Origin of the sequence: Legionella waltersii, from assembly GCF_001468085.1 — a bacterium.
Taxonomy (GTDB): domain Bacteria; phylum Pseudomonadota; class Gammaproteobacteria; order Legionellales; family Legionellaceae; genus Legionella; species Legionella waltersii.
Window position 1 is genome coordinate 404,277 of the sequence record NZ_LNZB01000051.1, and the last position, 26,391, is coordinate 430,667.

Here is a 26,391-nt window from a genome sequence, read left to right on the forward strand (position 1 = left end):
TATGGATTAATCTATATTACTTTGATTTCAACTTAAAAGGAAATAGAGCAATAAAGGAACGGGGAGTTTGATATGAGAATAAAAAAGTTCTTGGCTGGAATGGTGTTTTCAATGGGTAGCATCCAATATGTCTACTCTTCCCCGCTCTCTCAAGAAGAAAGGATTATTGTCCCAGATTGCTTATTAGAGCAAATTAAAGAAGACGCTCAATTGCTTGAACAATCAGGTCAATTTAATTTGATTTCTCTAAAAATGACTGATGAAATGACTAGAAAGTTACATGATTTAAAATCCAGATGTGGATTTTATCTTAATGCAGAGCCGTATTTAGAGGATCAGTCTTATAAAGGGCTTAACCAAAAGCAACTTTTAAAATTATTGACAGCGAAAAAAAGCAACACAGCTTCGGTTCATTATCAAATACGTCATGAAAAAGAGGTTCAGGAATTAATCAAACAAGTGGATCCAACTCAAATTTGGCAAAACAGTCAACATCTAACGAATTATATAAATCGTTCAGCGAAAACTAAAACGGGTGTCCAGGCAGCACTTTGGTTTCAAGAAGAAGTAACAAATCTAGCTAAGTTCTACAAAAGAGAGGATGTGACTAGTTATCTTGTTGCAACAGGTAACCGATATGTACAGCCATCAGTCGTGACGTTAATTGGCAAGGATAAACCAGGTGAAGCCATTGTTATTGGGGCACACATTGATACTCTGGATGGAAATAAACCTGGTGCAGATGATGATGCGAGTGGCATTGCAGTTGAATTGGAAGTTGCTAGAGTTCTTCTGGCCTCAGGACTTCAGTTAAATCGACCTGTTTACGTCATTGCCTATGCGGCAGAAGAGAGGGGTTTAGTGGGTTCTTCCTACGTCGTGAAAGAGTTTGTTGGCAAGAAAATCCCTGTCAAAGCAGTGTTGCAATTGGATCAGGCTGGGTATAGAGCGAATCCTAAAAGCCAAATGATTTGGTTATTAAAAGACTATGTTGATCAAGACTTAACGGATTTTATGGCGAAACTACTCACTCACTACCTTGACGTTCCTGTTGGCTACACGGAATGTGCTTATGCTTGCAGCGATCATGCAAACTGGACAAATTTTGGATATAAGGCGGTATATCCTTCTGCGACAACTTTGGACGATGACAATCCCTATGTTCACACTGAAAATGATAAATTGGATATTCTAAATCTTGAGCATATGACTAACTTTACGAAACTAGGTTTGGCCTTTGTAGGTGAGCTCGCCATGGATTAAGTTTTATATGACATTTTCAGTTAATTAGAATAACATGCGCACAAATTGATTTTTAAGGGGCGGAGAAGCCTTATGTTTGATCAAGTTGTGGTTTTTTCTGATTTTGACGGCACAATTACCGGGCGAGCTGGCAAAAAGCTAGTATTCACTCCTTTTTATCAATCGCTATTAATTGGTTATAAAGATGGTGAGATAAATTGGGAGTATAAAGACACCCCAATGATATCAGAGGAACAACTCCTCGCGCGATTTACGGAGAAATTTGGCCCATACAATCCCCATATCGTTTATTCGAAAGTAGATTGCGATATTCTCATAAGCAACAGCGCCGTTGAGTTTTTTCATCGAGTATTAAAAAACCCACATGTCAAAGTCTCTGTAATTACTAAGAATAGAATTGAATACACCAACGCTCTATTCAAATATCAAGGGTTTAACGAGGAAGAAATAAAGAATCTGCATATTATCGATAAGTATTTGTATAACAAAGGCTTTGAAGTTCAGAGTCAGCTATCAGCATTACCGGAAAAAGCGGATTGGATCTATATTCTAGATGATGATGAAGTTGATTTTGCTTCCATGTGTGAGGGAGCTCAAAATTCAGGGTATCTTGATCAGCAGATAAGAAAGTACAATTTAAGTCCAGGTGCTTTTGATTGGGCTACCTACTTAGTCGATATTGAACATCTTACTAGTTTAAAAAAACATTCCGAAAACCCACAAACGGAATCAAATGCATCAAGTACAACCAGTGTATCAGGTGAGGAAGGGAGAGTGGTTAGACGTATTTCTTCATGCGATTCTGAGACTTCAAGTGAAGGAGAGAGTTCAAGAAATGAGTCATTACCCAATCCAATGAAAGATGAACCTAATTTGTCCGCTGAGACCGTAGTAAAGAAAAATCAACCTCCCAAACTAAAGGGCCTATTTGCTATGCTTTCATTTGTGTTTGGTTTTGCGTTGGGTATAGCCAGTGTTGCTTCTGGTGTTTTTGCTCCCTTTGGCCTTAGTTTTTTAGGAGCTCTTGGTTTAGGTCTCGCAACAGGTTCTGGGTTTGCAGTAGTCTCTGCACAAATTGGATATGATATCGCCAATTCAAGCGAAGCAGACATTGATGATGCGCAGCTTCATGAACATTCCACTGTTATTGGTAGTCATGCAATCGCGTTACATCTGTTTTCACCTTCAACCCAAGAAAAGATCGAGCCTACTGAACCAGGCCAATATGCTTCGATGTTTGCAATGGAGGCCGATGGAGCGAATAAAAGAACGTTGCCGGAAAGCCCTGACCTATCTGAGGGAGCACCATTAGTTTCTAAACAGCGTTAACTCTTCTAAATTGAAAGATATCCGCTGCCTTATGGCTGAGGAATCGACTCATTTTTTAAAAAAGGGGCATTTATACCAATGGTCGGGTGCTTCGCCTAATGGCGCTGCCTTAAGTGGTGTCATTAGGTTCCTCTATCCTGCCCGCATCGGTCCGCTTGCTGACGCGCGCGGCTCGGTTCCTTCTTTGCTATGTGAATCAAATCTTAGTCACAGTAGGGAGTGGACTGAGCCGCGCGCGTCAGCAAGCGGGTATCGAACCCCTCTAAACGACACTTCCTTTCTATTTCAATAAGATGCCCAAGTGTGAAAACACTTGTCTTAATGGTGTGCAGGCCTTTTTCCTCTGTCCCAGTAACTATTGTATTTTGATTATTCATAGCATCGGCTATCTTTGCTGATGCGATTGCACCCGACAATAAAAAAACATAGTTATATTTCTTTATTAAGCGTTGAATTTGCCTGCTCCTCTAATTTTACTTTTTTCAGAAGTTCTGGAGGTTTAGAATCGAAAAAAGCGTTTCTATTCATATCAGAGTCGTCTTGCTGATCTTTTGCACCAATCGATGGACCTGGGTATGGATCTACCTCCTGTTTTCCTGATTTGATAACTTCATCGGCTGATCTCTCAATATCGTTATTAAGCGTTGAATTTGCCTGCTCCTCTAATTTTGCTTTTTTCACACGTTGTGGAGGATTAGAACTAAAAAAAGCATTTCTATTTATACCAGAGTTGTCTTGCTCTGCTTCTGCACCAGTCGATGGACCTGGGTACGGATCCACCTCCTGTTTTCCTGATTTGATAACTTCAACGTCTGATCTCTCAATGTTGTCTGGAAAAGTTGCTGCTACGTTGTATTCAGAATTGGCCGGGATATTCAAATCCAAAAGCAATTGATTATAAAATTGAGTATCCCATTCATCAACGATGAACTCTTCATTGTATGAGCTTTTCAAAGGCTTAATTGAGTAATGGCCTTTTCTTGCGGATTCAATCAAATTAAAGGCTGAAATGAATCTAAATGTGTTTAATAATAGTGATCTTTTAGAGGTATGTGGCTCTTTCTTTATGGTCAGCAATTTGTCAGCAAGGTATTTTAAAAATTCGTCTGGAAGATATAGAATCTTACTCTGAACCCCTGGATTTTTCTCTAAATCAATTTTAATTAATTTACTATACAAAAGATCCACTTTTTCGGATCCTTTTTCACACATCAAGTTTTCAGGATCGAGAGCCATTAACATTTTATACCAATCAATTAAAGCAGTGTAAGCTTTTGATAATAGATAGCTATTAGGAAATAAACATCTAAAATTACTGAGGTACTCCTCTATGTTTTTAATAGATTGCTCAAGAATTTTAATTCGATGATCTAGGGAAGGTAACGCTTTTTTATTAGGATCAATGGAAGAAAAATCGAACATCTCCTGCATACTATTATTCACCATTTGTTCAATGTAATTTTCAACAATTGGTCTATGACAGTCCCACAGTTGTCTGATGGATTTACCATGTTCTTGTATAAGCTCAATAGGAGTTGCTTTCTCATCAGTATTATTAATTTTCTTTTGCCATGAGTTATTTTGCGCTCTCAAAAGCTTTGAATAATACCAATCTGCCTGATCTATTCCTTTATTAGCGAATTTATCTGCATTCGTAATGACTAAATTTTTTTCACTAGCAATTGAGAATAGTTGATTGTAAAAACGTATAAGTTTTGGGGGCGTGTTTTGGGAGTTAAAACTGTCTGGGACAAAGTTATGAAGAAACTCGATAATAAATTTAGGTTGATCGTTGAACGTATCATAGAGGTATTTTAATATGGGATCTGCTTCCCATGCTTCTTGATTATTCTGTGAGGAAAGTCTAAACCAGTTAGGAGTGTCATTAGGGGAAAATTTCCAGCTTAAACTAGTGAATATTAGATTCTTTTTAAAGTGATTAAACAAGTTGAGTATTAATTGATCTAATAGTGGCGTATACTCATCTGCACCTTGAGGATGACTTAGTCGATACTTATCTCTACATTGTAATGAGACTCTTATTTGCTGAGTAATTACAGTGGTACGAATTTTTTCATCTTGAATTTTATGATATGGAAAATTGCTTAATTTGCTGAAAAGAAGACTATTTGGTTCGGAAAACAAATAGTCAAAGAAATGTTTAAGATTATTGCGTGGCCGAAACAAAGCTATATGTAAATTATCGTCTAGATACTCAATGACAAGATCGAGCATCATGGATTTTATATTGTTGGAGATTACCTGTGTTTGAGTATCAGGTTTGTTTCTAAAAAAATTCATTAATAACTCGCCATCGCTAGTTTTAACCCTAGCTAAAAATTCTGGTACGAGTTTTTTCTGTAAGATAAAGCCGAGGATTTTTTCTAATGTCTTAATACTGCTATAAGGTATTATGACATCGAACACCTCTTGTATTTTGATGGCGCTTTGCGATAAGTTTCCAATCGTTATTTTTTCTAGAAGTCCTATTATTAGCAAGGATAGTTCTGTTCTCTCTTCTAAACTTTCTTGACTTAAACGACGGATATAATCGTAAGTATTACCGTAAGAACGGTACCTTTTTATTAAATGCTCATAAAAATTTATCTTGTTGGGAACATCTAAATTAAGAATATCCTCTATTGTCCTAGAGGAGCTCTCTTCGCTAGATGAACAAAGCACTTCAAGAAAATGAAATAGTGTATTTGTATCGCTGTTGGTTAGGTACTCAATAATTTGTTTTGAGTAGGGTTGTTGAAGGAAGGACTTTTGAAGAGCTAATCCATCGTTTGTATAAACAAAAAATGCAAATACTTTTTTGAGGCACTCCTTATTTGTAGAGAGGCAATCCAAAACGTTTTTTAAATCTTGGCGTGATCTTTTTAATTGATCTTGAATTTCTTTGTGCTTCAGGATTAAAGCCGTCATTTTAACTTGCTGTTCTTTCGTAACCACATGGTACTTAATAGTTGGGGAAAGTAATGTAGGGGTCGCTATGAGAGGTCTTAAATCAGTGCGTTTAAGAAGGGAATCATAAAAATACCACACCTTATCTGAGCAACCTTGGCTTAAACTTTTAACAAAAGAGTTTTTACTGCGGCTATTTTGAAACAAATCGATAATAACCTTATCATCCTGCAGAAAAACATAATCGATTATTTTGAAAAAATAATCTTTACTGAAAAAAGCTTTAACTAAAAATAACGAGTGCAAAAGAGGGGTAGCATTGTTATCACGGGTATTTAATTTTTGAAATAACACGTCTTTTCCTAATTTTTCGTGGAGAATTTCAAGAATTAAAAGCAATGCCATGTCATTGTTTTCAAAACATAATTTCTGTAACAAAGAAGTTTCTAGAATTCTTTGGCATGACTCGGTATTCAGTACCTTGCTAAGAAGGGTTTTCAAAAGGATATGTTTTTCAGACTTGCTATCACCATCGAGGGCATTCAGAAGTTTAGCTAGTAAACTACACTCGATCTTCTCGAACTCAATCAAATGTTTGATTGTTAACAAAGGAGCAATTTTTTCTAAGAAATGGACCGTTTTTTTAAATACATGATCTCGAGTTTTAGGAACTTGTAAAAACACATCTAGGGGGACTTTGAAATGAATGCCTTCGCTTTTGAATTCAATTAAGGTATCTATGTAGTTAAATAGTTCAGAATCAAAGTCTGTTGACTCAGATATAAACTCGATGATGCTCATGTTTTTATTGTTGGAACTACTTTTGCTAGCGCTTAAAAATTTTTCTTGTTGAGAGATTTCTAGTGTTTGTAACCACTGGAAAACATCTTTGGGTAATTCGGTGGTCCCATTGATAATTTGGCTGATCAATTTTTGAAATTCATTGGGCTTATCGGACTTGAGTGCATCTTTTAGCATTGTTTTATCTAAAATACGTTTTTTCATAATTAACTCGCATTAAAATCATTTATTTTTTAATACCTGAACTTAGCTTCATTGTTCATAAGGTTAATGGTGCATTCAGGTTATATAGCCATGAGTAACAACACTTAAAATTCGGCAACAGATTTAGTGCAACCATTTTTTAGGGGTTAATGCACTAATGTTTGTAGGGCAGAAAGAGAGTGTTATAAATGTGGGGATTAGTTTGAAAGAAGTTTATGGCTAGGGTATCTGGATCGTTTGAATGCAACAATGACTTCGCGCTTTATTTGGCAAGAGAATGTAAATTGTTCTTGTACATAAGTCATCAGTTAAATAATTCCCAAACAACAAGATATAAATTGATCATTAAGTTTATTATTGTGTCATTATAGCGGGTGTTTATTAAGTGGATATTAAAGACTTACAAAAATTAAATGTCTTAAGCTTCTCTTAAGGTTCGATCGGTATACTTTTCTATAGAAAAAGGAGTAGCGATGCATGTTTTAATTGTCGAAGACAATGCATTTAATGCATTTTGTTTGCGCCGATTGTTGGAATCCCTAGTTGAGCCAATTTCGGTGACCATTGTGAATAATAGTCAGGCAGCATTGGCATTTATTGAAAATCAAGGCACTGATGTCGTCATTATGGACGGTGACCTTGGGCCTGATAAGGACGCAAATCATTGCAATGGACCTGAGCTAGCAGAAATTTTATTAAACACTTACCCAAATTTACCTATCGTAGCCTGGACTGACTCTGATTCAATGCGTGAAGCATTTTCATCTGTATTCATTAGAAATGGGAGCCCATTGAACGAATACAATTCATGGACTAAATCCATCCAATTAGAAAGAATTTGTAAAACTTGGGCCTATTATTTTGGTGAGTTTATGGCAAGCCAGAATTCAGCATTTTTAAGTACCGCCTCTGCTGGCGCTCGTTAGTTAGACGTGGTTGGATAGTGTTCATTGACTAATGAGCAGCATCCCAATTTGGCCCAACTCCAACAGCAACTTCTAGAGGTACAGAAAGTTTGACTGTGTTTTCCATTAAGTGATGAACAATAGCACTGACTTCTTCCACTGCATCTTGATTGACTTCAAATACTAATTCATCGTGCACTTGCATTATCATGATCGCCTTTGGCTTTGCTTGCGAGCATTGCCAATGGGCGATTGCCAACATGGTTTTTTTAATGATATCAGCGGCTGTTCCTTGCATGGGCGCATTAATGGCTGTTCTTTCCGCAGCTTTTTGTCTCATTAAATTGCGTGAATTAATTTCAGGTAAATACAGCCGGCGGCCAAATAAGGTTTCTACATAGCCCAGTTGATGAGCATGGGCTCTTGTACGCTCCATGTAGTCTAAAACTTTGGGATAGCGATGAAAGTAAGTACTGATGTAATGCTGAGCATCTTGTCGCTCCACTCCAATTTGTTTCGCTAAACCAAATGCAGACATACCATAAATCAAACCAAAGTTAACGGCTTTAGCACGTCTTCGTTGCTCTTTTGAAACTTGATCCAATGGAGTTTGAAAGATTTCACTGGCTGTTGCAGCATGAATATCCCAACCATTCGCAAATGCTTTGAGTAGATTATCATCCTGAGAGAGATGTGCCATGATGCGCAGTTCAATCTGCGAGTAGTCTGCTGCCAGAATGAGTTTGCCAGGAGGAGCAATAAAAGCGGTTCGAATCAAACGGCCTTCCTCACTTCGAGTAGGTATATTTTGTAAGTTAGGATCACTTGATGATAATCGGCCTGTTGCTGCCACTGCTTGGTTATAAGAAGTATGTACACGATTCGTTTTTGGGTTCATTTTCTTTGGCAGGGCATCGATATAGGTAGAGACAAGTTTACTTAAACTTCGGTACTCTAAAATAACCGCAGCTAAACGAAAGTCATAAGCCAACTCTTGTAAAACAGATTCAGCAGTAGAGGGTTGACCCGTTGGTGTTTTCGCAATTATTGGTAGCTTTTGCTCTTCAAAAAGAATTTCTTGCAATTGTTTTGGAGAGTTGAGATTAAATGGTTTTCCAGCTAAGGCTAAGGCCTCTTGTTCCAATGAAGACATTTGTAGTTTTAAACGGTCACCATGAGTTTTTAAAGCAACCGGATCAATTAAGACACCCTGCATTTCCATGTCAGCTAGAACTGTAAGAAGCGGTACTTCGATTTCTCGCAATACTCGACGGAGCGGCTCTTCCAATAAAGGATACATTGCATGGTGCAATTTAAGAGTGATATCAGCATCTTCAGCGGAATAAACACCTGCTTTATCTACAGGAATTTGATCAAATCGGAGTTGTTTGGCCCCTTTTCCAGCAATCTCTTCAAAAGAAATGGTTTTATAGCCTAGATACTTCAAGGCCAGGGAATCCATATCATGTCTTCCTGCTCCACTATTGAGAATATAAGATTCCAGCATGGTGTCATAAGCAATGCCCTGCAGGTGGATACCATGGTTCTTTAAGACGCTGTAATCGTATTTTACATTCTGACCTATTTTTTTTATTTCTGAATTCTCTAGAATAGGTTTCAGAGCGGTTAATACTTCTTCTTTAATCAATTGAGGGCTTCCATCGATATGTCCAAAAGGGATGTATGCGGCTTTATTTTCCTCAATGGCGATTGAAATACCTACTAATTCAGCCGTCATCACGTCTAAGCTTGTAGTCTCTGTGTCTATACAAAACAGTTGACATTGTTCGAGCTGATTGAGCCAATGATCAAACTGAGTTTGATTGGTGATGATTTCATAGCTGACGGCAGTTCCGTTGCTTTGATTTTGAGGAGATTGATTTTCTTCTCCCAATAATTCTTTCAACCAAGTTTTAAACTCAAATTCTTTCGTTAACTGGATTAATAATTCTTTGTTTGCAGGTTTAAGGCTCAATTGCTTTAAGTTGAGAGGCAAATCTAAATCAGTTTTGATGGTGACTAATTTTTTTGACAGGGGAAGTTGAGGAATACTCTCTCTTAAGTATTCGCCAATTTTTCCAGTAATGTCTTGTGCATGTTGAATCAAATTATCCAGAGTGTGATATTCACTGAGCCATTTAACCGCTGTTTTAGGACCACATTTATTGACACCAGGAATGTTATCTACTGAGTCTCCAATAAGGGTAAGGTAGTCAATAATTTGTTCAGGGTTAACACCAAATTTTTCTTTAACCCCTTCAACGTCCATCGTGTAATTGCTCATGGTATTTATGAGCGTTACATGTTCATTAACCAGCTGTGCTAAATCCTTATCCCCTGTAGAAATAAGAACGGGAATTTGATGTTCTGTTGCTTGTTTGGCTAATGTGCCAATCACATCGTCTGCCTCAACTCCCTCGATGATTAATAACGGCAAGCCCATTGCCTCCAATAATTCAATTAAGGGATGAAATTGACTGCTAAGATCTTCGGGCATCGGAGGACGATGGGCTTTGTACTCTGGATACCACTCATCCCTAAAGGTTTTTCCTTTTGCATCAAAGACAACGGCTAATTCTTGGGGTTGATAGTCTTTGATTAATTTTTTAATCATATTGGCCACCCCATAAATAGCACCAGTGGGCTGTCCTTTTGAATTGGTTAGAGGGGGTAGGGCATGAAAAGCCCTAAAAAAATAGGAGGAACCGTCAATTAGGACAAGCGGTAGGCTCATGATTACTCAGTCTCTTCCATGTTTAGTTTTTTAAGGATTGCGGCTATTTGTTCAGACATTGCTTTTAGTTTCTTTTGCATAAATGGAACACGGGTCACAGACAACTCATGTTTAATTGCTTGATCTTTTGGACGTGAAGGATTTCCCAAATAAATCAATCCCTTTTTTAAATGTTTGTGAGGTGGGACGCCAGTTCTTGCACCTAAGATAACCTCATCATCGATACGAACGTGGTCGCTGACTCCAACGTTAGCGGCAAAAGTAACGTAATTTCCAGAAGTAGTGCTTCCAGCAATTCCTGTGAATGCACATAGAATATTATGTTGTCCTAATTTGACAGAATGAGCAATCTGAACAAAGTTATCTATTTTAGTGCCTTTACCTATCACTGTGGACCCTAAGGTAGCTCGGTCTATTGCGGTATTTGCACCTATTTCAACATCATCTTCAATAATGACATTGCCTAAATGCGGCAACTTAAGGTGCTGGCCATCAACAAAGGCGTAACCAAATCCATCGGAACCAACCACAGTAGAGGCATGTATTGTTACATGAGAGCCAATGCGACAATTATCATAAATAGTCACTTGCGGATGAATTGTTGTTTTATTGCCTATGGTCACGTTTTGACCCACGTGAACGTGGCTTTTTAGCACAGTGTAATCGCCAATCACACTGCCAGACTCTATGACCACATAGGGCCCGATTAATACATGCTCTCCTAGGCGCACATTTTCCCCAATGGATGCAGTTGGGTGAATTCCGGGGATAATCTCTTTTTTAGGGTTAAAATGGTTGAGCAAGGTGATGAACGCTTTGAAACCGTGCTGAACTTGTATGTGAGGCTTTTTAAGGTCACTTATGTTTTTCCCAACAAGGAGTGCGGCAGCATCGGACATTTCCGCAGTCTTAATATTATCTTCACCTTCTGCAAATACAATAGAGCCAGGAATAATGTTATCTATTGGCGATATTTCAGTAATCGTTAGAGCATCATTACCTATGACTGAGCCTTGAACTAATCCTGCCAAATCGCGAAGTGAAGTACTCATTGGTTAACCTTTAAATTCTACAAAATAAGCGAATTATATACCTAAATAACTTGAAATAGCTATTCAACAAGGAGATTGGGAGTTTTTCCTGAGCCCTGTAGAAAAAAAGCAATAATTCAGGTATAAATTGAAGTATTCATACCGTAATTAGTTAAACCAATTGTATTGATAGCTTGGAGTAGCTAATTAAAAATCATAAGGATAGGATATGCTAAAAAACATTCTGTTGGTTGGAAGTAGCCTCATACTCACAACAAACGCGTTAGCAATGCAATTAGTCTATGATGAAGAGTTACCTTTAACCTGGTCATCAATTATAACGGTAAGTGGAGGCCCGTCATGGGGCACTGCAGGGCAAAACCAATACCTTTACCCTAATTCACCTTTCTACACGACAGCATTTATCCCCAATCCAGCCCCTTATTACAACATGTATTTCAAGTACAACTCATCAAACAGTACCATGGCTAATGGCGAATTGTTTTTTGGCTTACAGCGGACTGTTCAGCCGGGAATTATTGGGCAATTAGGTCTTGGAGTTGCGGGGGTAAGTGATGCCAAAGTTACTGGTACAGTGGATTTGAATGTACCGAATGTTATTTCTGTACCAAATGTTTACAGTTATAGTTATAAAGTTAATCATGTACGAATAGATTTAAAGGGGAAACTGATAGCAAGCTCAATAAATCCAGTACAACCCTATATTAGTGGCAGTATTGGTGCGGGCTTTAATAATTCCCATGATTATCAAGCGGTATCTGTTAATCAAACGCTATTTCCCGCCCCATGGTTTTTACCAAGCACTACCATTGCCTTTGCTTACAGCGTAGGTGCAGGAATCCAAAAATCCATTACGAAAAATTGGCAGGTTGGTGTTGGTTATGAGTTCGCTGATTTGGGCAAGAGTTATTTAGGTTATGATGGGTTTTTGTTGGAAAAAGGCCCGCTATTAACCCATTTTTATAACAACCAATTGTTGTTTAGTTTGAGTTATTTGTATTCCTAAAAAACAACTGACTTCATGGATAGCACTCTTTGGACATTAAAGGGTGTTTCCACGAAGTTGGGCGAAAACACTTCTTAAGTAAAGCTATATGGTTTCATATTAGCTAATGTACTTGCGCAAAACTAGCGCTGCATTTGCCCCACCAAATGCAAAATGGTTGGATAGCGCAATATCAATGGTTTTTGGCCTGGCTACATTGGGAACATAGTCAAGATCACAGGCTGGGTCAGGAGTTGTTAAGTTGATCGTTGGAAGGATTAAATTGTTCTGTAAACACAAGGTAGTCGCTATAATTTCCATTGCCCCTGCTGCGCCAATAGCATGACCAGTCATGGCTTTTTGTGCAGTAATTGGGATCTCATAGGCTCTGTCCCCAAATACGCTTTTAATGGTTTCAGTTTCTGTGCTGTCATTTAATTGGGTTCCAGTTCCATGTGCATTAATGTAGTGGATGTCACTTATGGACAATTTGGCATCATTCAAGGCGGCGAAAATTGCTCTACTTTGGCCTTGCGAGTTAGGCGCCGTGACGTGGGATGCATCGCAGCTTGCTCCGTAGCCAATGATTTCGGCATAGATTTGAGCTCCTCTTGCCCGTGCTTGCTGGAGCTCTTCTAGTATTAAAATGCCTGCACCATCTGCCATAACCATTCCATCACGATTTAAGTCAAAAGGTCTGCTGGCTTGGCTAGGGTTCTCATTGTTTGTTGACATAACCCTCAATTTACACCAAGCTGCCATTATGCTTTCCCACACCAATGATTCTGTACCGCCACAGATTGCTGTGGTGAGGTTACCATAAGCAATTTGTTGATACGCCGAACCTATTGCTTCACCAGAAGAAACACAGGCATTAGAAATCGTTGAATTGGGCCCTCCTAATCCAAAGGCAATAGCAATATGGTTGGCTACTGAATTAGGCATTCCACGAATTACAGTGAGGGCAGGGATCTTTTTCCAGCTCTCCGTAAAAAATGTTTTGTAGCAAGACTCTAATTCTGCTTGTCCACCCAGGCTTGTCCCTATAAACGTACCGGCATCACGGAGCTCGTTTTCATTCAAGCCCGATCTTTCAATCGCATGATGAGTACAAAATAAAGCATATTGTGCTGCTCGTGGATACCGTTTGCTTTTATTAAATTCCGGTAGGTGGTCAAGCGATAAATCAGTGATTTCGCCAGCAATTTGTGTTGTGTAAGGAGTTGGATCATAGGATTGTATTCGCTTAATACCGCATTGTCCTTGACTTGCAGCAAGCCAAAATTGATTAATACCAGTTCCAATGGAAGAAGTGATTTCCATTCCAGTAATAACAACCCGCTTTTTCATTAATGGTCCTTAGTCCTGTTTTATAACATGCCTTTAGATTGAATAAACAGAACTTAAGCTCTCCCTATCTATTTATTCAAATGGATTTCCAATCGGTCATTTAGTGTCCCTAAACGTCCTAATTAACATCAATTTCTGCTTAGACTTGGGTTTTTGCTTAAATCCTGTGGAAATCATGAGTTCCTTCAGGCTACCACAGGCAATACTAAGGTGGAGTTTTAAAGTGTGTCAAGCCATATTTGCTTTTAGGGCCAAGCTCTAGACATTCTGGTATTTTATTTGGGCAAATCGTTTAGACGAATCAGCCAATAATCACAGGCGTTGGAAACGTGAAAGCCTAAACGGACGTATAAATCCAGCGCCTTTGTATTATGAGTTTCAACATCTAGATTGACTACGGTTTTACCCTCACTTAATGCTATATTGATGCAATAGGCTATCAAGGCAGTACCAAGTCCTTTGCCTTGCTCCTTCGGTAAAACCGCAATGTCTGAAAGAGTTGCGCATTTGGGTTGCCAGCGAATGTGGGATTTACCTATAGGATGATTATCAGCGATAGCTAATATAATTTCATAATCTCTTTCACTCATAATTTGTTCAAATCGGCTCACCAAATTTTGGCTTTTGTCAGGAAAGCAAACTTCATCCAGGGCACATAAAATAGGGATGTCCTCTGGTGTAGCTAAACGGAACGTTAACGACTGATTTTGATTCAGCAGAGGATTCAAATCATCTCTTTCCATGAAGTATTCACTGTGTATAAAAACAAAACCTCTTTTTTTGAGCCATTTATCATTGACCCCAGCTGGGTTACAAAATAGCAAGTTATAATATCCTTGAGTAACTAATAGAGGCTCGATTTGCTGCAACATTTTTTTAGCTATGCCCTTTTTGCGGTGTTTCGGATGGACGAGCACTGAAATTTCAACGGCATCCTCATAAAAAAAATAAACACTTAGAAAACCAACGAGGCTATTGTTCTTGTAATACAGCAAGCATGCGGGCACGGCACGCTCTTGTTTAAGGATATGGGGATATACATTTGGAACACTTCCATCATTTTTTTTGCATGCATCAACTAAAGCTTCTAACTCTTTAGTTTGATAGTCATTAATTTGATTTATTTGTTTAATCATGGTGTTTTATAAAAGAGTTATTATTATCTTTAAGATTAGCGCGTTTTACAAAATTTGCTCATTAAAAAACTAACATATTGCCTAAATAACTCAACTCAATAAAAAGAAAATGATAAATACAACACTCAAAATCAAAATCAACGGATTGGTTTTTTGGCGAGTCAATAATTTAAGAGCCGTATATAAAATAACACCCCATCCTATTCCATCTGCAATAGAAGAGGTAAATGGAATCATCATTATCGTGACCATACAGGGGGCGGTCTCTGTAATATCAGTTAGATTTAGATCCGTCAGATGCTTCATCATGCAACAAGCAACATAAAGCAATGCTGGTCCCACAGCAAATCCCGGAATCATTTTAGCTAAAGGAAAGAAAAACAGCATCAATAGAAAGCCAATAGCGATAACTATTGCAGTCAAACCTGTTTTTCCACCCGCTTCAATTCCAGTAGCGGACTCAATATATGGAGAAGTACTGGCTGATCCCAATAAGCCGGCCAATGAAGAGGCAGCAGCGTCTGCAGTTAAACTGTAACTTAAGCGTTTCGGGTAAGTTTCTTGATGTTTAAAAAGAGTTGGATTAAGAAGCCCCATTAATGTGCCTGTAGCATCGAACATCGCAATTAGAAAGAAAGTAAATGTTGCTTTTAAGCCTTGCAAGTTATCTAGTTCTGAGAAATCAAGTTTAAGGAAAGTAGGCTCCATGGAGGGAGGCGTTGCAAATAAGCCTTGCCAAGAGGTGAAGCCAAATATGAGGCTACATAAGCTTATACTTAGTATTCCAATAACTATCGCCCCCGTCACTTGATAATAATCCAGCGTTAAAATGATGATAAACCCTAAGAAGAATAAGCCGCATTCAGGTCTTAGGATATTGCCAAGCTGTAATAGATGATGTTCATTGACGAATAGGATTTGGTTGTTTTGCAATGAAATAAGAGCAATTAATAAACTAATACCGATAAGTATCGCAATTTGAAGGTTTTGCGGGATCGCTTCAAGGAGTATTCGGCGCATTTTTGTTAGTGTGATAAGAAGAAACAATAGCCCAGATATGAAAACCATGGCTAAGGCCTGTTGCCATGAAATTCCCATTCCTTGGACAACACTGTAAGAAAAATAAACATTTAAGGCCATTCCAGGCGCTACTCCAATAGGAGTATTAGCAAGAATTCCAGTGAGCGCACAAGCGAAAGCAGTAATTAAACATGTTGCAGTAAATACAGCGCCTTGATCCATTCCTGCATCATGAAGAATAGCCGGATTAACAAAGGCTATATAGACCATTGTTAAAAAAGTAGTGATCCCAGCTAGGACTTCTTTGCCCAAGGATGTTTCAGCAAGAAAATAGGATTTGATGGTTGATATAGTCAATTTTTTAACCTAAAAATGAAAGTTCATGACGGCAATAACGATTTCAATTGTAATCAATACAATAATAATGACTTCTAAATGATGGCTGTGCCGGCTTTCAAGATAGCCATTAAACATGTCAAAAATCTCGTTTAAGGTATCTAGGCGATGATTGATAGCATTGACTCTTCTTTGAATATGTAAATAGCGCTCGAGCATGATAAAGTGCTCTTCTAGGGTTGGGTGCTGCCAAAAATATTTAGGATGGTATAGGAAGTTACTTATCAAGTTTAACTCACTTTTGGCTCCCAATATCTCTCCAATAATTTGCTGGATTTGTTTTCTAGCTATCGGCATTTCACCTTCATGCGATAGACTTTGAATGAGAGGATTGTATTTATCAATTAATGCTTCAATGATGGTCTCAAAATACTGCAGCTTCACTGATTGAGAGAAGCCATAAGACAAACTGAGTTTAAGCTCTTCACTATCATCTTCTATGGTTAAGCAATCAACATCATAAAAATCATGAGGTTCAATAGCTGTTCTATCGCCGTGTTGATAATGAAACTCATCATGGACTAGGAGAGTGACTGGCTTATCGATTAATTGTTTAATGACGCTCAAGTAATTATTGACTTCGTATCTTTTTATACCCCAGGTTACAATGGTCCCATTTTTAAAAACATAGATGGTGTGATCTTGGTTCTGTAGAGGGATCAATTTAACGACATCACGGGTTTTAGCCGAGCTAAATACTTGCGATGAATTTTTAAAATGCGTATCCAATCGAGTTAAATCGATGGTTTTTGCAACGCAGAAACTTAAGCATTCCATGATGTTTAACCTGAATTAAATTGAAGGCGGTTTGCTCTGGATTTCCATGAGCAACGTCGCCTACTTATCTATAGTCACTTTTTTTCCATTGCTTATATTATACAGTATCAGCTGTTTCCCGGCTAGAATAGGCTTTTTTCCTGTCAGTTGCACCACTCAGCCATGATGGGCACACCTCAAGTATTTCAGCAATCTTATCCAACTGTTCGGAGTCTGGAAGAGCGTGGCCAAAAATCATGGAATTTGCCATATGCCGAGTCACTCCAAATACTTTTGATACGGCTTTTGTTTTTTCTGCTAGTTCTTCTGGAAACCCAAGTGTTGCCAATTCACGATTAAAGCGTTGTGAAAACACTTTGCTGTTCATTTTTCACTCCCTGAAAATTATATTGTCAATCCTAGATCCTTTTGAGAGGACGTAGGTCCAACATGGTCACTTATCAATCCTTGATATAGTTAAGAGTGTTATAACTTATTTTTACAAAATAGCAAAGGTATTTTGGCAAAATTAACTATTTTTCATTGGGTTATATGCCAACATTTTATTTATTGTAAGGGCTGCGGGCGTTTCAATGGGCCGGCGCCCACTGGGGCCATCCGCTTTTCAACCTCTATTGGAGTGTGATCTATCCGCACTTTATGCTACGTTCTGCCAAATCAGTAGTAAAGGGTGTTTCACAAGAATAAACATCTCTCTATAATAAAGATCTATTCATGGACGTATAGCCCAGCAAACACAGGTGAAGGAGCACAAAATGGATGTGTTGAAAATAGATTTTGAACAAAGGGATGCGAAACAATTATTCGCCGCATCATTACACCACACTGGTTTTGCAGTTTTAAATAATCATCCAATTGATACCCATTTAATCGATGAGATTTATAACGAATGGACAGATTTTTTCGCCCGTGAAGAAAAATTCAATTACCAATTTAATGCTGAAACTCAAGATGGCTATTTCCCTATATCCATCTCCGAAAAAGCCAAAGGTGCTGAACTTAAGGACTTAAAAGAGTTTTATCAGTATTACACTTGGGGGCAATTTCCCAAATCCATAAGTAGTAAAACACACACATTATTCCAACAGCTTACCCAACTTTCTTGCAATCTACTGACTTGGCTTGAGTCAGAGTTGCCTCTCGACATCGCTCAGAAACTATCGATGCCTTTATCAAAAATGATAGCAGGCAGTGAACAAACCATGCTGCGAATTTTGCACTACCCGCCATTTACCGGTAATGAGCCAGTAGGCGCTGTGAGGGCAGCTGCACATGAAGACATTAATTTAATTACTTTATTAGTTGGTGCTACAAGTTCTGGGCTTCAAATAAAAGATAATTTTGACAAATGGCATGATGTTCCATGCACCAAAGAAAGTATCGTGGTCAATGTTGGAGATATGCTTGAGCTAGCCACTCAGAATTATTATCGTTCAACGACCCATAGGGTGATAAATCCGGAACACACAAATACTGCTAGACTTTCGATGCCTCTATTTTTACACCCGGATCCTGCGGTCTCTTTATCGCCCCAAAAAACAGCAGGCCAGTATTTGTATGAACGTCTGGTGGAGCTGGGATTAAAGTAAAATTAGGGTCTATTGCAAGCGCTTCGACCTAGGGCAAAATAGCGAGTTGTCAACAGACTCTATTATTTATTTAATATATCAATGACCGTGTTGGCATATTCTATCCCTTGGAGATAGTGCTTGGTGAGCTCTGCTTCATTTAAAGGAAATGCATTGAGTTGGTTAAAATTTGCTTGTTCATAATCAATTGAATATTTAAGAATGGTACCTAAGTCACCCTTATTATGGATTAAGGCCTCATTTAAAGCTTCGCTTAACTGAATTTTTGACAACAGTTGATTTAAAGGTTCATTTAAGATGCCATCTAAAGTTGACAATATCCCAACTGTATAAGCCTGATGTGGGTTCGTATAATTGACTGCATGTGCTAATAACTCACACATTTTAGCGCGGATCAAAGTTCGCTCAAGCAAATCAGGCGCCACATCATCAAAACTTGCTAAAAGTAACAAATTCATCCAATTTCGAATTTGTAGTAGGCCCAATTGAGTAATAGCATCAAGCAATGAATCAATTTTTTTACTCATGTACAAGGAGGCTGAGTTCGCTAAGCGTAATATTCGATAGCTTAGTTTGGGAATTTGTAAAATAATTTCTTCAATACGTTCGATAGGCACATCTTCATCATTTAGCTCTGTTAATAGCCTCATGAGCTGTGCTTTATTCTCAGTGATGACGTTACCTTGGATGGGGTCTGGTTTATTTAGAAAAAAACCTTGGAAATAATGGAAGCCTAGACCCTGGCATATTTTAAACTGTTCTTTGTCTTCTATTTTTTCCGCCAGCAGTTTTCCCGAAAAATGGTTTAGTGGGGTTAGCTGGTTCATTATTTGTTGTTCATTTTGGTTCAATACGTCTATTTTTATGATGTCGGCTAATTCTATAAGCGGTTCGAGATCTTTTCTGAACTCAAAATCGTCCAGAGCAATTTGATAGCCCTGTTTTTTAAATTCGAGTAAGTTTTTTATAATGTCTTGGTCTGCATTAACTGTTTCTAGAACTTCAATCACGATTCTATGTTTAGGAAGCAGGGTAGGTATCTGCTGCAAGATGTGATTGTAAGTAAAGTTAATAAAGGCTCTTTTTTTACCAATAATAGTATTCATGTCCAAGTTGGTAAAAAGCTGTGTAAGTACAGATGAGGTGGCAGCATCGCCTTCGACAAGAATATTATTATTTACCTGAGCTGTATGAACATTACCATTTCGATACAATAATTCATAAGCATATACCATACTGTTCGTATCGTATATTCCTTGGCGTGCAAGCAGAGTGCTTATGGTAGGTTCATTCAATTTATTATCATCTTAGTCATTCCCTTTCTATTAAGTATATCATTAATTTACAGTGGCATAAGATCTAAGCATGGAAATGTTTCATGTATTAATTCTTAAGTTAATGCATGACAATTTTTAAATTTCTTATTACTGCCACAGGGACATGGGCTATTTCGACTAATTTTTGTATTCGGTTCATTGATCTGCTTTCCATCAACATAATACCAAGCTCCTTCGATTGCTTTGAATTCGCTGAGTTCATGGATGGATTTAATGAAATGTCCGTCTAAATAACGTGCAATAAATTCTACAAAGCCAGTTTCATCATTACTTTGGTAAGCTTTAATGACTTGCAGTTTTATCCATACGACCGATTTTGCCCATTTCTCGACTTCAGCTTCATCAAAGCCTAATAAAGGCTTTTCTTTCATGGTTTCTTTGATATAGGGAGCGTTTGCCAAAGTGTAAGCTGTATAGCGAGATCGCATTAAGGCTTCTGGGGTTTTTGGTACAGCTTGTTTTGTATGGTACATCCCGCAGCATGCACCATATTCTATGTTTGAACCACAAGGACAAGCTTTCATGAAGATTCTCTACACGTTTTCTTGTTGAGCATAATAATTCAAGTTCAATTCTCTAGCGGCTTTCACATCATCTAAGCGCTTAACTGGAAGAGTATGTGGGGCGTTTTTGAGAAGCTCTGGATTTTCTGTCAACTCCTTTTTAATGGTTTTCATAACCTGTATAAAGGCATCCAACTCATCTTTGCTTTCGGTTTCTGTTGGCTCAATTAACAAACATTCTGGTATGAGCAATGGAAAATAAGTGGTTGGAGCATGGAAACCATAGTCCAGTAGTCTCTTAGCTAAGTCCATAGCGGTTACTCCGTGTTGTTTCTTTTCAGGACTTAAGGTTAAGATAAACTCATGTGATGCACGTCTTTCAGGATAAGCTGGAGTAAACCCGGCTTTAGCCAGTTCCGTAAGTAAATAGTTCGCATTCAAAGTCGCATATTCCGATACACGCAATAAACCTTCTTTACCAAGCAGGAGAGTGTAGAAATACGCTCGCAGCAGAATGCCAGCATTACCCATGAAGCAAGACAATCGACCTATACTTTGAGGGTAATCTTGACGTGTTGCCCATAAATAATTGGAATCAACTTTTTTAACAACGGGCAATGGCATAAAAGTAATCAGGCGATTTCCAACAGCCACTGGACCCGCGCCAGGGCCGCCCCCACCATGCGGAGTGGCAAATGTTTTATGTAAATTGAGGTGCATGACGTCAAATCCCATGTCACCAGGTCTAACTTTACCTAAAATGGCATTTAAGTTTGCCCCATCGTAATAAAGCAATCCACCGGCTTGATGGACAAGTGCCGCTATTTCCTTGATTTGTCTCATGAATAATCCCAAAGTTGAGGGATTAGTAAGCATAATACCAGCTGTTCTAGGTCCAACTTTTGCTTTTAACTCCTCAAGATCGATGTCACCATTTGGGGCAGTAGCTATTTCAACCACTTTAAATCCACACATCGCTGCGGATGCTGGGTTGGTGCCATGTGCGGCATCTGGTATAAGCATTTCGTCTCGAGCTGTGTCACCTCTTGATTGGTGGTACGCTTTAATCATTGCAACACCAGCAAATTCACCCTGAGAGCCAGCCATTGGTGTTAATGACACTCCCGGCATTCCGGTAATTTCAGCGATGTAATTTTGCAAATTGTAAAGGCATTCTAATAGTCCCTGGCTTTCGCTTTCTAAATTTAAAGGGTGGCGATTTAGAAAAGCGGGGATGGAGGCCGCTTTGTGAACACCTCGAGGGTTGTATTTCATAGTGCATGAACCCAAGGGGTAAAAATGAGTATCAATCGAAAAATTCTTATGAGAAAGTCGAGTAAAATGCCTAACTACTTGTAATTCAGAACAAGCTGGAAGTCTAGGTGGCAACTTTCGTTGGTACTCTTCGGGTATGGCAAGTTGACTGTCTTGAGTTTTAGGCGCTTGAGCCTTTGCTTGACGATGATCGCTAGATAGTTCAAATATCAACATAATTTGCCTTCCGTTTTTTGTATAAGTTCCTTGAGCTCTTCACGATGTTTCACAGGTGTGAACTCAATAAATTGATAGTCTGCAATTTCAGCTAAATAATAGGGGTCCTTTTTAAATACCTCTTCTAAATAGGCTCTATCATTTGTTGCTGCTATAATAATCCCCCCGGTGCGTGGTTTCATTGGACCAGAGGCAACAAGAAGTCCTTGTTTATAGTGGTAATCCAGAAACTCTCTGTGAGCTTGTAAGTATTTATCGACTTCAGAGATTGGCGTCAAATAAGTTAATTGCACAATAAACATTAGGAGCCTCGTTTGGACATAATGGTTCTTAAGGATTTTGCGTATTTAGCGATGTCTTCTTTAGTGCGCATTTCGGTAGCACAAACTAAAAGAGTGTTTGTAAATTGAGGATAATGTTGTTCAGGGGCGTAACCACCAGCAATTCCCTCTTCACTGAGTTTATGCAGCACATGGTTTACCGGTTGATTCAACTTGATTAAAACCTCATGAAAAAATGGAGATTTAAATACTTGTTCAACACCTTCAATTTGAGTTAGAGCGGAGACCAAATCACGAGTATTTTGATGACACTCTATCGCAACTTGTTTTAACCCTTCTGCACCAAGGAGGCTCATGTGTATGGTAGCCGCAGTAACTAGAAGACCTTGGTTAGTACAAATATTTGAAGTTGCTTTGGCACGGCGAATGTGTTGCTCTCTGGCTTGCAGCGTTAGACTGAAACCAGTTTTTCCGTCTTTATCGACAGTCCGCCCTATTAAACGACCAGGCATTTGTCTAACATGTTCCATGCGGCAACTAAGAAATCCAAAATAAGGACCTCCTGACGCCATGGGCGAGCCTAATGGTTGTCCTTCTCCGCACACTATATCTACACCATGACTACCCCATTGGCCTGGAGCTTTAAGCAATGCTAAGGAAACTGGATTGACGCAAGCAACACTGATGGTTTTATTTTGATAAGCCCAATCCGTTAATTGATCGACTTTTTCAATGCAGCCGAAAAAATTAGGCTGAGAGATAACCAAGGCAGTAATGTCTTCTCCAGCATACTGGCTCAAAATTTCAGGATTAGTAATGCCTTGCTCTGCATCAAAGGGTAGGGTGATGACCTCAATGTGTTGGTTTCTCACTACTGTTTCAATGGTTTCACGATAGAAAGGATGTACTGTCCCTGCAACCAATACTCTACTGGTTTTGCTGTGTTTATTAACGCGCACTGCCATGAGGATGGCTTCAGCTAAAGCGGTTGCTCCATCGTACATGGACGCGTTCGACACATCCATCCCCGTTAATTCACAAATCATGGTTTGATATTCATAGAGCAACTGCAAGGTGCCTTGACTGGCTTCTGCTTGGTAAGGGGTGTACGCTGTTAAAAACTCACCTCGTGATGCAATATCCCACACGGCAGCTGGAATATGATGCTCGTAGCAACCAGCTCCAATAAAACAAATACCATTATTATTTTTATCTGCTTGTTTCTGTGCTTCCTTTAACATAAGCATTTCATTGACGCCTTCAGGCATATTCTGAAACCCAGCAAATTGCAAGGAAGTTGGAATTTCATCAAATAAATGTTGTATGTTTTCAGCGCCAATAGCCTCCAGCATGTCTTTGGTATCTTTAGGGGTGTGTGGAATATACGGCATAGTTAGTTTTCCTCAGCTATCTCATTTTGATATTGATCGGCAGTTAGTAACTGGTTAATTTCATCGCGATGATTCGGTTTTAATTTAACCAACCAGCCGGCTTGATAAGGATCTGAGTTAACTATGGCTGGATTTTCAGCAGCAGCTTCGTTTATCGCTGTAACGATGCCGCTTACTGGAGCATAAAAATCAGACGCGGCTTTAACGGATTCCACTACACCCAGCTCGTCTCCAGCATTAACCTCATCGCCAATCTCAGGGAGCTCGATGAAAACCATGTCTCCTAACAATTGTTGTGCATGATCTGTTATTCCAACAGTAACTTCATCCTGACCGTCTTTAAGCCATTCATGAGTTTTTGTGAATTTTAGTTCATTCATTTATTGGGTCCTTATTGTCACTTAGCTTTAATTTAAATGGGTTTTCCCTGCTTCACAAAGCGAGGTTTACCAACTTGGGCAGGTACTAACTTACCACGAATATCAACCAATACTTGAGCACCTGTATCAATAGGTACACGCGCCAAAGCAATTGATTTATCTAGAGTTGGGGAATAGCTTCCACTGGTGATCATGCCTTCAGCGTGTCCTTCAATGATTACTTTTTGGCCTGTTCTCATGATGCCTTTATCCAACAAGGTTAAACCCACTAGTTTTTTCTCTATGCCTTGTTGTTTTTGAGAAACTAAGGCTCCCATCCCGATAAACCCTCTGTCTTGAGGTTCCCATTTTACAGTCCATGCAAGACCTGATTCTAAGGGTGTCGTTGTTGTATCCATGTCTTGGCCATAGAGTAGCATTCCTGCCTCAAGTCTTAATGTGTCTCTTGCTCCAAGTCCACAAGGAGATACTCCTGCCTGAACTAAATCATTCCAAAGTGTGACGATTAATTCTTTAGGAGCAATAATTTCTAATCCATCTTCTCCTGTATAACCGGTTCGTGCAAAGAACCAATTTTCAACATCTACACATTCAAAGGATGTGAGAGTGGATACCGCATCGATTTGAGCGGGCGAAAGAACACTTAACACTTTATGAATTGAATTTGGTCCTTGCACGGCTATCATTGCCAAGTCAGTTCTTTCTTGCAATCCCACTGAGAATCCTTCGCTTTTTGCACGGATCCAATCGATGTCATTTTTTCGTGTTGCTGAGTTAAGAACGACTCGATAATTGTCAGAAGCTCTTTGGTAGACAATCAAATCATCAATTATGCCACCATGCTCATTACACATACAGCTATAGAGTGCTTTTCCATTATGAGTAATTTGGTCTACATCATTCGTTAGAAGTTTGCGTAAAAACTGGCGGCCACCGGCGCCAAGAATATCGACAATTGTCATATGTGATACATCGAACATTCCGGCATCTTTGCGTACGTAGTGATGTTCATTCAGTTGTGATCCATAATGGAGGGGCATAAACCAACCATGAAAATCCACCATTTTAGCTCCAGATGCTAAATGGGCATCATAAAGCGGAGTTCTGGAAATCATTCTAATTCCTTTTTTTGTCACGTAGTGCCAGAGATTATACCCAAGATACTTGGAAATGCTAGATTTTAAAGCTTCCGATTTTTTTATTCGATACTATTTTTTTTAACGCAATGCTGGGGTTTTTCGTAAGTCCTTACGATATAATTAATTTATCAATATTACTGGAAATAGTCTATGTGGTGGTCCACTGTTTTGAAAGGAGCAATTGATGTTATTTGGCTGGTTTTTCTACTGCTTCTCTTTAGGTATTTCTGGCTGAAAAGAAAAGACTTGTTAGATGCTCGCTCTTGGTTGAAAGTAAAAGGGCATATCACAAGTTGTGAGTGGACTACGGTAGGCCATAGTGTATGGCCTAAAATTGAATACGAGTATGAAGTATACAATAAGACTCTTTTAGGGGAATATCTGTTTTTAGATACTCTGCACAATAGTCCCAGTAGCAAATATTCACGCAATATCGCTTACAAAGTATCCATGGCATTTAAAAATAACTCTGAAATAGATGTCTATTACAATCCTAACAATCCTGAACAGTCAGCATTGGATGTGACTATGCCAAAGAAACTTTCCTTTATTCTAATTCTGATTGGAACTTTATTGCTTAGTCATATTGTGCTTATTGTGTGGGGTTGCTTGCATTACTATCACTAGGTTTTTTTTCTTCCTTTTCAATTTTACATTGGCAAGGAGGAGTAGTCACTGTCGATTGCAAACTTGTTATGCTAAATCCCCTAACCCCCTGACCATTTGCGGCAGCGGTAAAGCTAATTACTACTTTCAAATTTTGTGTTTGCTGATACTCTGGATTTTCATACATAACTAATATTGGCATGATGGCTTGCCAATGGGTTGCATCTAGTGTTATCAATTTTGGTGGTTGTGTTGCCACTGAAGTCACGTGGTATAAATTCTGTTGAACAGCTGCAGGTAGCTTTGAGTCGTTCAGTGCTTTGGTATAGGAAATCCATCCATCAGTCGTAAAGTATTTCGCAATCTCTTTTTGCTGTTGGACGTAATTTTTATAATCGTAGGTGTAAGTAGCTATAATAGCCTCATTTGCCCATACCGCTAATTGGGCTCTATCTGGATCTGCAAAGACAGTTCTTGCTGCGATACAAGCTAGAAGGCTAAAAATCAGAGCGTTAATCTTTTTCATGTTTTTTCTCAACGAAGTAGGATAAATGACAGTGTAGACATTTTTTGAGGACAAAAAAATCCCCGGAAGAGTACCCGGGGAAAATTATTTATCCGGATAGATTGCTATCCAGATATAACCTCGCATAAAGAGGGGGAATGCGAGGTTGAGCACTCGGGGAAGGAATGCTCATAAGATTAGACACTTGAAAAACAAAAAAGTTCAATATTTTTACAAAATAATTTGATGACTTCTCAACGGTCCGCTTGCTTACGGCGCGCGGCTCGGTTTTCACTACGCCAATCCGAGC

The 26,391-nt window shown here is 38.8% G+C and carries 22 protein-coding genes; 6 read left to right on the forward strand and 16 right to left on the reverse strand.

Features of this window, described 5'->3' with window-relative positions:
* Positions 1-72: 72 nt before the first annotated feature.
* Positions 73-1,263, forward strand: coding sequence for a M20/M25/M40 family metallo-hydrolase (locus Lwal_RS11595; RefSeq protein ID WP_058480951.1), 1,191 nt, complete (start codon positions 73-75; stop codon positions 1,261-1,263).
* A 72-nt stretch (positions 1,264-1,335) separates the two neighbouring features.
* Positions 1,336-2,592 carry a sulfite exporter TauE/SafE family protein gene (locus Lwal_RS11600; protein ID WP_058480952.1) on the forward strand — a complete coding sequence of 419 codons (1,257 nt, stop codon included), beginning with the start codon at positions 1,336-1,338 and terminating at the stop codon, positions 2,590-2,592.
* Between the two features lie 429 nt (positions 2,593-3,021).
* Here Lwal_RS11600 and Lwal_RS11605 read toward each other — a convergent pair whose 3' ends face one another.
* Positions 3,022-6,504, reverse strand: a complete 3,483-nt coding sequence (locus Lwal_RS11605; RefSeq protein ID WP_058480953.1) for a hypothetical protein — start codon at positions 6,502-6,504, stop codon at positions 3,022-3,024.
* Positions 6,505-6,977: 473 nt separating this feature from the next.
* Between Lwal_RS11605 and Lwal_RS11610 the strand changes: the two genes are divergently transcribed.
* On the forward strand, positions 6,978-7,430 hold the full coding sequence (locus Lwal_RS11610) for a response regulator (protein ID WP_058480954.1): 453 nt from the start codon (positions 6,978-6,980) through the stop codon (positions 7,428-7,430).
* A gap of 28 nt (positions 7,431-7,458) precedes the next feature.
* Here the strand turns inward: Lwal_RS11610 and polA are convergent, their stop codons facing one another.
* Both polA and lpxD read right to left on the reverse strand, forming a co-directional pair.
* Positions 7,459-10,143: a DNA polymerase I gene (gene polA, locus Lwal_RS11615; protein ID WP_058480955.1), complete on the reverse strand. Its 2,685-nt coding sequence runs from the start codon at positions 10,141-10,143 to the stop codon at positions 7,459-7,461.
* 2 nt (positions 10,144-10,145) lie between these two features.
* Positions 10,146-11,195, reverse strand: coding sequence for a UDP-3-O-(3-hydroxymyristoyl)glucosamine N-acyltransferase (gene lpxD / locus Lwal_RS11620; protein ID WP_058480956.1), 1,050 nt, complete (start codon positions 11,193-11,195; stop codon positions 10,146-10,148).
* Between the two features lie 208 nt (positions 11,196-11,403).
* Between lpxD and Lwal_RS11625 the strand changes: the two genes are divergently transcribed.
* Positions 11,404-12,201 (forward strand): outer membrane protein, encoded by a 798-nt coding sequence (locus Lwal_RS11625; RefSeq protein ID WP_058480957.1) that lies wholly within the window; start codon positions 11,404-11,406, stop codon positions 12,199-12,201.
* Positions 12,202-12,300: 99 nt separating this feature from the next.
* Here Lwal_RS11625 and Lwal_RS11630 read toward each other — a convergent pair whose 3' ends face one another.
* The 5 genes from Lwal_RS11630 to Lwal_RS11650 form a co-directional block, all read right to left on the reverse strand.
* On the reverse strand, positions 12,301-13,530 hold the full coding sequence (locus Lwal_RS11630) for a beta-ketoacyl-[acyl-carrier-protein] synthase family protein (RefSeq protein ID WP_058480958.1): 1,230 nt from the start codon (positions 13,528-13,530) through the stop codon (positions 12,301-12,303).
* Between the two features lie 275 nt (positions 13,531-13,805).
* Positions 13,806-14,666, reverse strand: coding sequence for a GNAT family N-acetyltransferase (locus Lwal_RS11635; RefSeq protein ID WP_058480959.1), 861 nt, complete (start codon positions 14,664-14,666; stop codon positions 13,806-13,808).
* 90 nt (positions 14,667-14,756) lie between these two features.
* Positions 14,757-16,037 (reverse strand): NCS2 family permease, encoded by a 1,281-nt coding sequence (locus tag Lwal_RS11640; protein WP_058481014.1) that lies wholly within the window; start codon positions 16,035-16,037, stop codon positions 14,757-14,759.
* A gap of 15 nt (positions 16,038-16,052) precedes the next feature.
* A complete protein-coding gene (locus tag Lwal_RS11645; RefSeq protein WP_058480960.1) occupies positions 16,053-16,859 on the reverse strand; it encodes an RMD1 family protein in 807 nt (268 codons plus the stop codon).
* A gap of 97 nt (positions 16,860-16,956) precedes the next feature.
* Entirely contained in the window at positions 16,957-17,226 is a 270-nt protein-coding gene (locus Lwal_RS11650) for a hypothetical protein (protein ID WP_058480961.1), read from the reverse strand.
* Between the two features lie 388 nt (positions 17,227-17,614).
* Here Lwal_RS11650 and Lwal_RS11655 point away from each other — a divergent pair, with 388 nt between their 5' ends.
* Positions 17,615-18,448: a 2OG-Fe(II) oxygenase family protein gene (locus Lwal_RS11655; protein ID WP_058480962.1), complete on the forward strand. Its 834-nt coding sequence runs from the start codon at positions 17,615-17,617 to the stop codon at positions 18,446-18,448.
* A gap of 62 nt (positions 18,449-18,510) precedes the next feature.
* Here the strand turns inward: Lwal_RS11655 and Lwal_RS11660 are convergent, their stop codons facing one another.
* From Lwal_RS11660 to gcvT, 7 genes are all read right to left on the reverse strand, one after another.
* A complete protein-coding gene (locus tag Lwal_RS11660; protein ID WP_058480963.1) occupies positions 18,511-19,743 on the reverse strand; it encodes an EAL and HDOD domain-containing protein in 1,233 nt (410 codons plus the stop codon).
* Positions 19,744-19,838: 95 nt separating this feature from the next.
* Positions 19,839-20,309 (reverse strand): YchJ family protein, encoded by a 471-nt coding sequence (locus Lwal_RS11665; protein WP_058480964.1) that lies wholly within the window; start codon positions 20,307-20,309, stop codon positions 19,839-19,841.
* A 9-nt stretch (positions 20,310-20,318) separates the two neighbouring features.
* The gene (gene gcvPB / locus Lwal_RS11670; protein WP_058480965.1) at positions 20,319-21,779 is read right to left on the reverse strand and encodes an aminomethyl-transferring glycine dehydrogenase subunit GcvPB; all 1,461 of its coding nucleotides are present in this window, start codon (positions 21,777-21,779) and stop codon (positions 20,319-20,321) included.
* The gene (locus Lwal_RS11675; RefSeq protein ID WP_058480966.1) at positions 21,773-22,081 is read right to left on the reverse strand and encodes a YciI family protein; all 309 of its coding nucleotides are present in this window, start codon (positions 22,079-22,081) and stop codon (positions 21,773-21,775) included. The genes gcvPB and Lwal_RS11675 overlap by 7 nt, the downstream gene beginning before the upstream one ends.
* Entirely contained in the window at positions 22,081-23,451 is a 1,371-nt protein-coding gene (gene gcvPA / locus Lwal_RS11680) for an aminomethyl-transferring glycine dehydrogenase subunit GcvPA (protein ID WP_058480967.1), read from the reverse strand. Before gcvPA ends, Lwal_RS11675 begins: the two co-directional genes overlap by 1 nt.
* 2 nt (positions 23,452-23,453) lie before the next feature.
* The gene (gcvH, locus tag Lwal_RS11685) at positions 23,454-23,831 is read right to left on the reverse strand and encodes a glycine cleavage system protein GcvH (protein ID WP_058480968.1); all 378 of its coding nucleotides are present in this window, start codon (positions 23,829-23,831) and stop codon (positions 23,454-23,456) included.
* A gap of 32 nt (positions 23,832-23,863) precedes the next feature.
* Positions 23,864-24,946, reverse strand: coding sequence for a glycine cleavage system aminomethyltransferase GcvT (gcvT, locus tag Lwal_RS11690; RefSeq protein ID WP_058480969.1), 1,083 nt, complete (start codon positions 24,944-24,946; stop codon positions 23,864-23,866).
* A gap of 174 nt (positions 24,947-25,120) precedes the next feature.
* On the opposite strand from gcvT, the gene Lwal_RS11695 reads away from it, so the two are divergent.
* Positions 25,121-25,597 (forward strand): DUF3592 domain-containing protein, encoded by a 477-nt coding sequence (locus tag Lwal_RS11695; RefSeq protein WP_058480970.1) that lies wholly within the window; start codon positions 25,121-25,123, stop codon positions 25,595-25,597.
* On the opposite strand, the gene Lwal_RS11700 is transcribed toward Lwal_RS11695, so the two are convergent.
* On the reverse strand, positions 25,563-26,102 hold the full coding sequence (locus Lwal_RS11700) for a DotI/IcmL family type IV secretion protein (protein ID WP_058480971.1): 540 nt from the start codon (positions 26,100-26,102) through the stop codon (positions 25,563-25,565). The two genes, Lwal_RS11695 and Lwal_RS11700, sit on opposite strands and share 35 nt — an antisense overlap.
* Between the last annotated feature and the right edge of the window lie 289 nt (positions 26,103-26,391).